This window comes from Geothrix rubra (assembly GCF_030268065.1).
Lineage (GTDB): Bacteria > Acidobacteriota > Holophagae > Holophagales > Holophagaceae > Geothrix > Geothrix rubra.
In genome coordinates, this window is the sequence record NZ_BSDD01000005.1 from 67,679 (window position 1) to 80,608 (window position 12,930).

General features: G+C 71.0%; 9 protein-coding genes. 6 read left to right on the forward strand and 3 right to left on the reverse strand.

Annotated elements, in window-relative coordinates:
• From QSJ33_RS12680 to asnS, 4 genes are all read left to right on the forward strand, one after another.
• Nucleotides 1-1,548 (forward strand): chemotaxis protein CheW, encoded by a 1,548-nt coding sequence (locus QSJ33_RS12680; protein WP_285726721.1) that lies wholly within the window; start codon nt 1-3, stop codon nt 1,546-1,548.
• Entirely contained in the window at nt 1,545-3,641 is a 2,097-nt protein-coding gene (locus QSJ33_RS12685; RefSeq protein ID WP_285726723.1) for a chemotaxis protein CheA, read from the forward strand. Before QSJ33_RS12680 ends, QSJ33_RS12685 begins: the two co-directional genes overlap by 4 nt.
• Entirely contained in the window at nt 3,638-4,594 is a 957-nt protein-coding gene (locus QSJ33_RS12690; RefSeq protein WP_285726726.1) for a chemotaxis protein CheW, read from the forward strand. The genes QSJ33_RS12685 and QSJ33_RS12690 overlap by 4 nt, the downstream gene beginning before the upstream one ends.
• Nucleotides 4,595-4,659: 65 nt before the next feature.
• Nucleotides 4,660-5,961, forward strand: a complete 1,302-nt coding sequence (gene asnS, locus QSJ33_RS12695) for an asparagine--tRNA ligase (RefSeq protein ID WP_285726728.1) — start codon at nt 4,660-4,662, stop codon at nt 5,959-5,961.
• A gap of 638 nt (nt 5,962-6,599) precedes the next feature.
• Here asnS and QSJ33_RS12700 read toward each other — a convergent pair.
• Together QSJ33_RS12700 and QSJ33_RS12705 are read right to left on the reverse strand one after the other, a co-directional pair.
• Complete coding sequence (locus tag QSJ33_RS12700; RefSeq protein WP_285726731.1) at nt 6,600-9,788, reverse strand: sensor histidine kinase; 3,189 nt, start codon at nt 9,786-9,788, stop codon at nt 6,600-6,602.
• 48 nt (nt 9,789-9,836) lie between these two features.
• Nucleotides 9,837-10,106 (reverse strand): DUF493 family protein, encoded by a 270-nt coding sequence (locus tag QSJ33_RS12705; RefSeq protein WP_285726733.1) that lies wholly within the window; start codon nt 10,104-10,106, stop codon nt 9,837-9,839.
• Between the two features lie 210 nt (nt 10,107-10,316).
• Here QSJ33_RS12705 and speB point away from each other — a divergent pair, with 210 nt between their 5' ends.
• Nucleotides 10,317-11,177, forward strand: coding sequence for an agmatinase (gene speB / locus QSJ33_RS12710; protein ID WP_285726735.1), 861 nt, complete (start codon nt 10,317-10,319; stop codon nt 11,175-11,177).
• Between the two features lie 7 nt (nt 11,178-11,184).
• On the forward strand, nt 11,185-12,621 hold the full coding sequence (locus tag QSJ33_RS12715; protein WP_285726737.1) for a pyridoxal phosphate-dependent decarboxylase family protein: 1,437 nt from the start codon (nt 11,185-11,187) through the stop codon (nt 12,619-12,621).
• A gap of 9 nt (nt 12,622-12,630) precedes the next feature.
• On the opposite strand, the gene QSJ33_RS12720 is transcribed toward QSJ33_RS12715, so the two are convergent.
• Complete coding sequence (locus tag QSJ33_RS12720) at nt 12,631-12,906, reverse strand: HU family DNA-binding protein (protein ID WP_285726739.1); 276 nt, start codon at nt 12,904-12,906, stop codon at nt 12,631-12,633.
• Nucleotides 12,907-12,930: the final 24 nt, after the last annotated feature.

Here is a 12,930-nt window from a genome sequence, read left to right on the forward strand (position 1 = left end):
ATGTCCGCCGAGTCCACCCAGGCCCTCCTGGCCAGCGAACTGGTCCCCTCGGGCCAGCTGGTGACCTTCACCCTGGACGGGGTCGAATTCGGCCTGGACATCGATCGGGTGCAGGAGATCACCCACCGCACGGACGTCACCCCCGTGCCGGGCAGTCCCAGCTTCATCCTGGGCGTGATCAACCTCCGAGGCCTCATCATCCCCGTCATCGACAGCCGCATCCGCTTCCACCTGGCCCCCAAGGAGGCCACCGGCCGGACGCGCATCATCGTGCTCCGCCTGGCCAGCGGGCCCACGGGACTCCAGGTGGATTCCGTGGCCGAGGTGGTGAAGCTGGAGGATCACACCCTGCGGGAGACCCCCCCGCTCGTGGCGGGCATCCGGGCCGAGTACCTGGCCGGCATGGTGACGGTCGGGTCCCGGCTGATCACCCTGATCCATCTGGAGAAGCTGCTGGACAGCTCCGAGCTGAGCCAGCGCCGCCAGCTGGAAGAGCTCTCGGTGGCCGGAAGCATGGGTACCGGCGACGAGACGGACGAGGAGATCGAGGAGGATGGCAACCCCTACGTCACCTTCCGGCTCGGGGCCGAGTCCTTCGGCATCGCCCTGCACCAGGTGGAGGAGATCGTCGAGCTGCCTGCCGTCACAAAGGTGCCCGACGCCCCCGAGTACGTGCTTGGCGTGATCTGCCTGCGGGACCAGGTGCTGCCCCTGGTGGATCTGTCCGAGATCCTGGCCATCGAGCAGGGGCAGGCGGAGCGCCGCCGGGAGATGGTGGTGCTGCTCTCCTTCGGGGCCGCCAAGATCGGCGTGGTGGTGGACGAGATCCAGGAGATCCTCCGGGTGGAGGAGGAGCAGATCCTGCCTCCGCCCCAGACCCTCTCCGACCTGGAGCGGGAGCACCTGGAGGGCATCCTCCTGCTGCCTGGCCGGATGGTGAGCCTCATCAACGTGCTCAAGATCATCACCGGCGACGACCAGGAGAAGATCGCGGCCATGGGCCAGGGCCTCGGCCTGGCGGACACCCGGGCCACCGAAACGGTCCCGTCCATGGACCTGGTGGTCTTCCGGCTCGGGCCGGAGAGCTACGGCCTGCGCCTGCACGAGGTGCGCGAGATCGTCATGGTCGGCCAGATCACGCCGGTCCCCCGGGCGCCGCAGTTCGTGGACGGGGTCATCAACCTGCGGGGCGAGGTGATGCCGGTGGTGGATCTCCGCACCCGCTTCGGCCTGCCTCGGGTGGAGGCCACCTCCATCTCCCGCATCCTCATCACCGCCATCGGCGGGGTCTTCACGGGCCTGGTGGTGGATGCGGTGGAGGAGGTGCGTCCCGTGGAGCTGCAGCGCTTCGGCCCGCCCCCGGCGGTCACCGCGGTCGGCGCCAACCGCTACATCGAGAAGGTGGCCCGCCTGGATGCGGGGATGATCTTCCTCCTCCAGATCCAGCAGCTGCTGACCGAGGCCGAGACCGAGCAGCTCCAGGGCCTGCAGGGCCGGAAAACGGCCGATCCAGGACAGGCCCCCCAGGCCGGAAGGGGTGAGCGATGAGCGACTTCGCCCTCGATGATCCCAGTTTCTACGAGGATTTCCTCGTCGAGGCCCAGGAGCACTTCGAGCAGATCGAGGCCAACTTCCTCGCCCTGGAGGAGGCCCCCGGGGACCTCGACCTGCTGAACGCCATCTTCCGCAGCGTCCACACCATCAAGGGCGCCGCCGGCTTCCTGGGGCTCCAGAAGGTCCAATCCGTGGCCCACGTGGGCGAGAACGTGCTGGATGACCTGCGGAAGTCCCGCATGGAGCTCAGCGACCGGGTCATGGAGCTGCTCTTCGAGACCGTGGACATGCTGAAGGTCCTGGTGGACGATGTGCGGATCCAGGTCCGCAAGCAGGGGGAGCCGGAGGATCCGGATCCGAGCGAGCTGATCCGCGCCCTCGAGGCCCTGCGCAAGGGCGAGGCCGCCGCCGCGACCGCGAAGGCCGCCGCCCTCACGGGGGAGCTGCACCTGCCCGCCGCCCTGGCCGGGGTGGAGGAGGCGGGCCGGAAGGCCGCCGCCGCGGCCCTCGCCGAGGGGAAGACCGTCCTCGGCGTCCAGGTGGAACTGGGCAGCGCCATCTACGGCTCGGCCTTCAACCCCATCTCCCTCTTCCAGCTCGCGGACCTGGTGGGCCGCCTGCTCCACCGCCAGATGGTTCCGCGCCAGCCCCTGGTGGACCTGGAGACCTTCGAGCCCGGGAGCTTCCACCTCGACCTGGTGATGCTCATCGAGGCCACCGAGCCCATGGAGGAGGTCCGCAAGGTCTTCGGGGCCGTGGCCAACGCCACCGTGACGATCCACCCCCTCGGCCTGGGTGCGGCCGCGGCCGGTCCCGAAGCGGCCCCCGCCGAGGACCGCCGGAAGACCGGCCGCCGCGCTTCGGACGACAAGGGCGCCTCCGACACCATCCGCGTGAGCCAGGCCAAGCTCGAGCAGTTCATGAACATCGTGGCGGAGCTGATCATCAGCAAGACCATGATCAGCCACCTGGTCGAGCGCCTGACCCCCCTGGTCAGCGGGCAGGAGGCCGCCGGCGTGGCCAAGGAGCTGGCCCACGCCTCGGTGTACCTGGACCACGTCAGCAAGGAGATCCAGGCCTCGGTGCTGGGCATCCGCATGGTTCCCGTGAAGACCGTCTTCTCGAAATTCCCGCGCATGGTGCGGGACCTGGCCAAGGCCAGCGGCAAGAAGATCGATCTCCAGATGACCGGCGAGGAGACCGAGATCGACAAGAGCATCATCGAGGAGCTGGGCGACCCGATGATCCACCTCATCCGCAACAGCGCCGACCACGGCATCGAGAGCCCGGAGGCCCGGCTGAAGGCCGGCAAGGCCGAGACCGGCACCGTGGTGCTGCGGGCCCGGCACGAGGGCGACAGCGTGGTGGTGGAGATCGAGGACGACGGCAAGGGCATCGACCCCTCCATCATCCGCGCCAAGGCCGTGGAGAAGGGCCTCATCAGCCAGGATCGGGCCGACCAGATGTCCGACGACGAGGCCGTGGACCTCATCTTCCTCCCGGGCTTCAGCACGGCCGCGAAGGTGACGGACATCTCGGGCCGGGGCGTGGGCATGGACGTGGTGCGCTCCAATGTCCGCAAGCTCAACGGCCGCGTGGGGGTCCGCTCCGCGGTGGGCAAGGGCTCGATCTTCACCATCCGGCTGCCCCTCACCCTGGCCATCATCGACGCCCTGCTCGTCAAGAGCGGGGGCCAGGTCTTCGCCCTGCCGGGCACGGCCGTGGAGGAGACGCTCATCGTGCCCGCGGACCGGGTGTCCCACCTCACCCGCCGCCTGGCCATCGACCTCCGGGGCGAGGTGCTGGGCGTGGCCCGCCTCAGGACCCTGCTGCGGTCGGAGCAGGGGGACCTGGCCTCCGAGGAGACCGACGGGCTCTCGGTGGTGGTGGTGTCCTCCGCCGGACGGCGCATGGGCATCATCGTGGACACCTTCGTGCGGCGCCAGGAGATCGTCATCAAGCCCCTGGCCCCCTACCTGGCCAGCCTGCCCGGCATCAGCGGGGCCTCCATCATGGGCGATGGCGGCGTGGTGCTGATCCTGGATCCCGCCGAGCTGCTCCAGCTGGCCGTCCAGGAGGCCGTGTGAGCCTTGCGCCCGCTCAGGCCACGTCCAGGACCCAGCCCCAGCGGCAGGGTGGCGCGGCGCGGGCGGGAGAGGCGGCCGCCCTCCAGCGGTTCATGACCTTCCACCTGGACGGGCGCACCTACGGCCTGCCCCTGCGGTTCGTGGCCGAGATCAGCCCCTGGCGGGAGCTGAACCGGATGCCCCACATGCCCAAGGCGGTGGAGGGGCTGCTCGACCTCCGGGGTCGCGTGATCCCCGTGGTGAACCTGCGCGTCCGCATGGGCCTGCCCCCCCTCGAGGAGGGGAAGCAGGGGTCCATCCTCGTCCTGGACCTGGCCGGGACCCCTTCGGCGCTGCTGGTCGACAGCGTGGACGCCGTCCTCTCGGTGGAGGAGGAGCACCTGGTCCCCGCCAGTCCCCTCCTGGCCGGGATCGAGGGCGCCTGGGTGGAAGGATTCATCGTGGAGGGCGAACGGGTGGTGGCCATCCTCGACGCCGCCCTGGTGGCCAGCCAGGGCGCGGCCCGGGGCCAGCAGTCGCGGGAGGCCCTGGCCACCCTCAGCCTGGAGGAGCGGCTGGACGCCGACCTCCGCCGGCTCATCGAGCTCGCCCCGCCCAAGGAGGAGGGCCAGCGGGTCATCCCCCAGATCGAGACCTCCATCTCGTACACCGAACAGGAGATGGCCAAGGTGCTGGACCGGGTGGAGGCCATGCTGGCCGGGGCCGACCGGGTGTTCCAGGGCCTGGGCTTCCTCAAGCAGGAGGTCGGACTGGGGCGCTTGAAGGGGCATGAGAAGGTCGTGGCGGACCTGGAGCGGACCAACCAGGAGCTGCAGGACACCGTCTTCGCCCTCATCCAGCAGGTCCAGTTCCAGGACATCGCCCGCCAGAAGCTGGAGCGGGTCCTGGCCCACCTCCGGGGGATGCAGGTGGCCATCAGCGGCAAGCTGAGGGCGGAGCGGAAGGCGCGCTGAGCGCCCCCTCGCTGGAGCCGGGGGCCCAGCCCGGGCACAATGGAGCTTTGGCCCCGGAGATCCCCGTGAGCAGCCCCGCCTTCACCGAAGTCCGATTCCTCGCCGGCCAGGTCGGCGAGACTGTCCGGCTGCGGGGCTGGGTCCGCAATGCCCGCACCAGCAAGACGCGCTTCATCGAGCTGCGGGACGGCTCGGGCTTCGTCCAGTGCGTCGTCGGCGCCGCCGAGGCCGACCCGGAGAGCTACGAGCTGGCCGGGAGGCTCACGCAGGAGTCGGCCATCACCGTCACCGGCGTGGTGCAGCAGCACCCGAAGACGGGGCAGCCCGAGCTGCTGGTCAAGTCCCTGGAACTCGTCGGCGGGAGCGTGGACTTCCCCATCACGCCCAAGGAGCACGGCACCGAGTTCCTCATGGAGAACCGCCACCTCTGGCTGCGCAGCAAGCGCCAGTGGGCCATCCTCCGCATCCGGCACACCCTGGTGAAGGGCATCCGGGATTTCTTCGACGGCGACGGCTTCACCCTCCTGGACGCCCCCATCCTCACCCCCAGCGCCTGCGAGGGCACCAGCACCCTGTTCGGCACCGAGTACTTCCACGAGGGCATGGCCTTCCTCAGCCAGTCGGGCCAGCTCTACCAGGAGCCCGGCATCGCCGCCTTCGGCAAGGTCTACTGCTTCGGCCCCACGTTCCGCGCGGAGAAGAGCAAGACCCGCCGCCACCTCACCGAGTTCTGGATGGTGGAGCCCGAAGTGGCCTTCGCGCACCTGGACGATGTGATGGCCCTGGGCGAGCGCATGACCAAGTTCCTCCTCCAGCGCGTGCTGGAGGGCCGCCAGGAGGAGCTGAAGATCCTCGAGCGCGACACTGCGCCCCTGGAGACGGCCCTCAACACCACCTTCGACCGCATGACCTACACGGAGGCGGTGGAGAAGCTGAAGACCCTGGGCAGCGACATCCAGTGGGGCGAGGACTTCGGCAACGACGACGAGACCATCCTCATGAACGCCACGGACCGGCCCCTGTGGGTGCACCGGTTCCCCAAGGCCTTCAAGGCCTTCTACATGGAGCCGGATCCCCAGGATCCCCGCCTGGCCCTGGGCGCCGACCTCCTGGCCCCCGAGGGCTACGGCGAGGTCATCGGCGGCGGCGAGCGCGCCTCCAGCCTCCAGTACCTCCTCGACCAGATCGCCCACGAGGGCCTGAACCGCGCCGACTACGAGTGGTACCTGGATGTCCGCAAGTACGGCAGCGTCCCCCACGCCGGGTTCGGCATGGGCCTCGAGCGCGCCGTGGCGTGGATCTGCAAGCTGCCGCATGTGAGGGAAACCATCCCGTACCCCCGCATGATGGGGACGCTCAGGCCGTAGGGATCGGTCACGAATCCGCTCCCGCCGCGCCTTCGGCTTGCGATCGCGGGCGGCAGCCTCCGCAGGGCTTCGCCCTGCTCCGACTCGGGCCGGCGGGGCCCCGCGCCGCGGGCTGCCGATGCAGCCCGCTCTGTGACCCGCTTCGGCCCTCGCCGCATGTGAAGGAAACCATCCCGTACCCCCGCATGATGGGGACGCTCAGGCCGTAGGGATCGGTCAGGAATCCGCTCCCGCCGCGCCTTCGGCTTGCGATCGCGGGCGGCAGCCTCCGCAGGGCTTCGCCCTGCTCCGACTCGGGCCGGCGGGGCCCCGCGCCGCGGGCTGCCGATGCAGCCCGCTCTGCGACCCGCTTCGTCCCTCGCCGCACGTACGCGAGACCATCCCGTACCCCCGCATGAGGCCGAAGCAGGGAGGCTCCACCTCCGCGAAGCACAGCTGAGCGGGAGCACGCAAAGCGTGCGTCAGATGGAGGGGAGGCCCACCGTGCCGGAGGCATGGCCCGGAGGGCGAGGCCCAGGAGGGGCCACGTGAAGGGGACGTTGCGTCCGTAGTCATCCTCTTGGCCGTTCCCTGCGCGCGGGCTGCGCCCGCGCGTTAACGGATTCGCTCCGCGAATTCCGCCTGGACGAATCTGGCCCTCAGCCCTTCGCCGGCCCATCGATGAGCGGCAGCTCCACGTGGAAGGTGGTGGCGGCTTCGGTGCTCTCGTAGCCGATGTGGCCGTGGTGCAGCTCGACGATGGCCTTGGAGATGTGGAGCCCCAGGCCGGTGCCGCGGGCGGTGCGGGCATCGCCCTGGTCCGCCTGCTCGAAGGGATGGAAGATCCGCGGACGGAAGGGCTCGGGGATGGGCTCGCCGTGGTTGGTGACCGCGATCCGCGCCCAGTGCTCCCGGGTCGACAGGTCCACCTTCACGATCCGTTCCCGGGTGGCGTACTTCGTGGCATTGGACAGCAGGTTCGCCAGGACCTGGTGGAGGCGCTGGGGATCGCCCAGCACCCAGACGCCCCCGGTCGGGCGGTAGAGGCGGCAGGTCACCTGGAAGTCGGCGGCATAGCCGGCATGGTCCTCGACGGCCTGCTGCAGGAACCCTCCCAGTTCCAGCGGCGCCAGGACCAGTTCCATGCGCCCGGCCTCGATCTTCTGGTGATCCAGCAGGTCGTTGACGAGCGAGAGCAGCTTGAGGGTGTTCCGCTGGGCCATGTCCACCAGGTTGTGGGCCGGTTCGGGCAGGGAGCCCAGCACCCCTCCCGCCAGCATTCCGAGCGAGCCCCGGATCGACGTGAGGGGGGTCCTCAGCTCGTGGCTGACGGCGGACACGAAGTCCCCCTTCGCCCGCTCGGCGGCCTCGCGCTCCTTCACCTCACGCCGGAGGTCCTGGTTGGTCCGCAGCAGATCCTGGGTGCGGGCCAGCACGAGGGCCCTGAGTTCCTCGTTGCGCTGGCGCAGCCTCCGCTCCCGCCAGCGCCCCCCGGTCACGATGAGGCCGGCGAGGGCCGCCGCGGCCAGGGCCAGGAACCAGGGGGTCCGCCAGGGTGCGGGGCGGACCCGGAAGCGGAAGGCCTCGGGTCCGCTGATGTTCCCGGACGCGTCGCACCCCCAGACCTTGAAGGTGTAGGTGCCGTACGGAAGGTGGGTGAACTCCCGGGAGGTGCCGGGCCCCCAGGGCGTGGCCTCGTCCTCCAGGCCCTCCAGCTGGCTCCGGTACCGGTGCTCGCCCGTCTTGAAGAAGTCGATCAGGGTGAACCGGAAGAGGGGATCCCCCTCCCGGTGGGAGAGGGAGGCGCCGGGCGCCAGGGGCGGCGCCCCCGGGCCGGCCAGGGTGGCGCTGAGCCGGAGGGGTTTCGGCGTGGCGTCGGGGATGACGGCCGCGGGGTTCAGCACGGCCAGACCGCTGGTGGTGCCCGCCCAGAGCCAGCCCCGGCGGTCCACGAACCCGGCCCGGGGGTTGATCTGTTCGGAGGGCAGGCCGTCCTCGCCGCCGAACAGGATGGCCCGGGGGGGGGCCGGTGCCGAGGGGCTGGCGTGATCGAGCCGGAGGATGCCGTGCAGGCTGTAGAGGTAGACGTACCCGGCCCTGTCCTGGTGGATGCCCTGGATGACGTCCTGGCGCGGCTGATCGGTGACCACCACGGGCGCCCAGCGGGGGGCGGGCCGATCCAGGGGGAGCCGCGCGGCGCCCTTGCCGAAGGTGCCGGCCCAGAGCTCCCGGCCGCCGGAGGAAGTCCGGATCTCCTGCAGGGCGGTGATGTTCTCGTTGGGCAGGCCGTCGGCCATGGTGAAGCGGATCCAGGAACCGTCGGGCCTCAGGCCCGCCAGCCCCTGGCTGCGCAGGCCGACCCAGAGCACCCGACCGAAGGTGCGGTCCTCGGTCTCCAGCAGGCAGTTGATGGTGGGGTAGGGCAGCCCGTTCCGGGTGTCCACGACCCGCCAGGCCCCCTTCTCGTGGCAGACGAGCCCGCCGCCCTCCGTGCCGAACCAGAGGCGCCCCCCGCCTTCCGCTCCGCGGGTGGCCAGGGCGCAGGAGACCCGGTTGTTGGGCAGCTCCGTCCGCGTGTCGAAGTGGTCCACCCGTCCGTCCGGGGCCACCCGGTAGAGGCCCGCCAGGGTGCCGGCCCAGACGGCGCCGCCCCCGTCCACGGCCAGGCACATGACGCGCTCCCGGCCGGCCACGTGGGACCACCGGCCCCGGTGCCAGGTGAGGAGGCCCTTGGAGGTGCCCACCCAGAGCACGGGCAGGCCATCCCGGCCCCGGGTCTCGGCCTCGCACCACACGTTGTCGTCTTCCATGCCGTCCTGGATGTCCAGGGTCTTCCAGCCCCCCAGGTCCAGGCGGAGCAGCCCTGCGCCGCCCGATCCGATCCAGATCCGGCCCCGCCCCTCGGGGGACCGGCTGGGGAGCACTCGGTAGAGGGTGGAGGTGGGCAGCCCGTTCCGGCGCGTGAAGGCGGTCCAGTGCCCCAGGCGGTACCGGGCCAGGCCATTGAGGGTGGTGGCCCAGAGCGTCTCCGCTCCCGTGGGATCCACCAGGCCGCCCAGGTCCGTGACGAAGTCGCTGGGCAGGCCGTCCCGGGTGGTGAAGAAGCGCCAGCCGGTCTCCGTCCGCTCGGCCACGCCGAAGCCGTAGGTACCGACGAAGAGCTCCGTACCCCCGCCCGGGGCCCGCCGTTCCACCAGGCTGTTCACGCTGGCCGGGGGGAGGCCGGGCAGCCGGGTGAGCCGCCCGGCCTCCCAGCGGGCCAGGCCGCCGTTGTCGGTGCCGATCCACAGGGCCGAGCCCCCCAGGGCCGGCCTGAGGCACCAGACCCGGCCGTCGGGCAGGCCCTCGCGGGGGCCCAGCAGGGTCCAGGTCCCGCCGTGGTAACAGGCCAGCCCCTCGCCGTGCAGGCCGGCCCAGATGCGCACGCTCCCGTCGCCGTCCCGGGTCTCCGCCAGGGCGTTGACCCGGTCCTGGGGGAAGCCGTTCGAGGTGTTGAAGCTGGTCCAGGTCCCCCCCCCGAGGCGGGCCACGCCGCCGTCCTGGCGGGCGAACCAGGTGGAGCCGTCCGAGGCGTGGAGGATGGCCTGGACATAGTTGCTGCGGGCCTTGTCGGGGATGGCGACCTGGGTCCAGGCCGTCCCGTCCGAATAGGCCGCCCCGTCCGCGGTGCCCACCCACAGGAACCCCTTGGCATCCATGGACAGGCTCATGACGCTGGTCTGCGGCAGGCCGTCCCTGGTGCCGATGGCGTGCAGGTAGGGCCGGCCCTCCGGGTAGTCCTGGGCCCGGGCCGGGAGCATGGCCAGGAGCAGCGCCAGCAGCGCCAGGAGGGGACGGAAGGAGGTCACCTCCGTCTCATCGGCCGATCGGATTCGCGGGTGGAACTTGGGCAGCCCCTACAGCTGCATCACCACGCCCGGCAGCTTCTGGATGGCCTCCCGCAGCGGCGTCTCGGCCCGCTCGTGGGGCAGGGTCACCCAGAAGGTGTAGCTGATGAAGGCCCCCTTGCAGTTGGCCTGGTGCTGGCTGTCACCGTCGGGCTGGGGGCCCAGGTGGGCCAGGATCAGGTCCATCACCATGTCCGGGCGCAGCTCCTCCTGGCGGCCGATGACCTTCAGGGGCACGCGGTGGGGATAGGTGACTTCGGGGCGGCGGCAGGCGTCCATGGCTTCATTCTAGAAGCCAGGGCCAAGGATCTCCACGAAGGGCACGAAGACGCCCTTCGGGCGCACGAAGAACACGAATCAAACCCTTAATCCTGCTCATTCTTCGTGTGCTTGACCCGCTTTTCCTCCGTGCCCTTCGTGGAGGTCTTTTTGAAGGAGAGGAGGGGCCCTTCAGGCCCGTTTGCTACCCTGGAGGGTCCGAGGTCCGCCATGGCGCACGAGTTCGTCCCCCCCTTCTTCCTGGGTTCCTGCGAGCCGGAGGAGGCCGACATCGCCCTCTTCGGCGTCTGCTGGGACGGCACCTCCTCCTTCAAGGCCGGCAGCCGCTTCGCGGGCTTCGCCGTGCGGGAGGCCTCCTTCGGCATGGAGGAGTTCAGCTTCTACCAGCAGGCCTCGCTCCTGGACATCAAGTACGCGGACTACGGCGACCTGTTCCTGCCTCCCGGCCAGAAGGCCCGGGTGCTGGATGACATCGGCTCGGCCGTGCGGGAGATCCGCGGGAAGGGCCAGTTCCCCCTCGCCTTCGGCGGCGAGCACCTGCTGGCCTATCCGCTGATCATGGAAGCCCACGCGGACCACCCGGACCTGGCCGTGGTGCACTTCGACGCCCACGCGGACCTGCGGCCCGACCTCTGGGGCGACGAGTGGACCCACGCCACCATCCTGGGCCGCGTGGCGGACCGCATCGGCTACGGGAACCTCAAGCAGTTCGGCATCCGCTCCGGTTCGAAGGAGGAGTGGGACCTGGCCCGGGCCCACGACACCCTGCGCCCCTTCACGGTGGAGGCCCTGCGGGCCCACCTGGACAGCCTGGGCGACCGGCCCATCTACCTCACCCTGGACATGGACGTGCTGGACCCCAGCCTCTACCCCGGCACCGGCACCCCCGAGCCCGGCGGCATCACCTGGGACCTGCTCATCGCCGGGCTGAAGCTCTTCAAGGGCCGTCGCCTGGTGGGGATGGACTGCCTGGAGCTGGCGCCCCACTACGATCCCACCGGCGTCTCGGCCATCACCATGGCCAAGACCCTGCGGGAGCTGATCATCCTCGCCAGTGGCCGGATGCGGTAGGGGGCCCATGCTGGCGCGGCTGAAGGACCTCGAGGCGCGGTCCCTCGCCCTTGACCCCGGCGTCGAGGCCCGGGCCGGGCTGTGGGAGGCCGCCCGGGAGTACGGCGAGGCCTTCCTGCAGGCCCTGCCCGAGGCCCCGGCCTTCGTGCTGAGGGACCGGCCCGGGGCCGGGTTGGCCGACCTGCCGATCCCGGAGGCGGGGCGGCCCCTCCCCCGCATCCTGGAGACCCTCTCGGACCAGGTGGACGGCGTGGGGGCCAACGGGGCGTCGGGGCGGCACCTCGCCTTCATCCCGCCCTCGTCCCTCTTCGCCGGGGCGCTGGGCGACCTGCTGGCGGCCCTCACCAACCGCTACGCGGGCTACTTCTTCGCCGGGCCCGGCGCCGTGCGGATGGAGAACCAGGTGATCGCGTGGCTGGCCCGGGAGATGGGCCTGCCCGAAGGCAGCTCCGGCAACCTGGCGGCCGGGGGCAGCATGGCCCACCTGGTGGGGATCTGCACGGCCCGCGAGGCGGCCGGTCTCAGGGCCGTGGACTACCCCAGGGCCTGCGTGTACCTGTCGGACCAGGCCCATCACTGCATCGAGAAGGCCCTGCGCGTGGCGGGCATGGCGGAGGCTCCCGTGCGGAGCATCCCCTCGGACGGGGACTTCCGCCTGCGACCCGAGGCGCTGGAGGCCGCGATCCGGGAGGATCTCCGGGCGGGCCTGCGCCCCTGGCTGCTGGTGCCCACCGCCGGTACCACCAACACGGGGGCCGTGGATCCCCTGGAAGCCTGCGCCGACCTGGCCGCGCGGTACGGCCTGTGGATGCACACGGACGGCGCCTACGGGGCCTCCTTCGCCCTGACGGAACAAGGAAGGACCGCCCTCCGGGGCCTGGAGCGCAGCGACAGCCTGGTGCTGGACCCCCACAAGGGCCTGTTCACGCCCCTGGGGCTGGGCGTCGTGCTTGTGCGCCACCTCGACCCCCTGCGGAAGGCCCACGCCTTCCGGGCCGACTACCTGCCGTCCCCGCCGGAGGACTTGGAGGAGCTGAGCCCCTCCGAGACGACCCTGGAGTTCAGCAAGCATGCGCGGGCCCTGCGCCTCTGGCTGCCCCTCCAGCTGCACGGCGTCTCGGCCTTCCGGGCGGCCCTGGAGGAGAAGCTGCTGCTGGCGCGCTACGCCCATGAGCGCCTGCGGGCGCTGCCGGGCGTGGATCCGGGACCCGCGCCCCAGCTCAGCGTCCTGGCCTTCCGGTTCCTGCCCGGAACAGGCGATCCGGACGCCTTCAACCAGGCCGTGCTGGACCGGCTGACGGCCGAGGGGCGCGTCTTCCTCAGCGGCACCCGGCTGCGGGGCGCCTTCCACCTGCGCCTGGCCATCCTTGCGGCCCGCACCCACCGGGCCCAGGTGGACGAGGCCCTGGACCGCCTCCGGACCGCGGCGGCGGCGCTGGCCTAGGGGCTCCCGCTACTTGACCTCGATCTCGCGCAGGTCCTTGCCGGGCTTGAAGCGGATGCTCTTGCCCTTGGGGATCTGGACGCTGGCGCCGGTCTTGATGTTGCGGCCCATGCCCCGCTTCCGGGGGCGGGGCTCGAAGACGCCGAAGCCGCGGATCTCGATGCGGTGGCCGTTGAGGAGGGCGTCCTTCAGGCGCTCGGTCAGCAGGTCCACCACCTGGAGGGCGGTGGAGCGGGAGCAGGGGTGCACCTTCATCAGCGCGTTGGCGATGTCGATCTTGATCATCGGCGACCTCGGTCCGGGGATGGG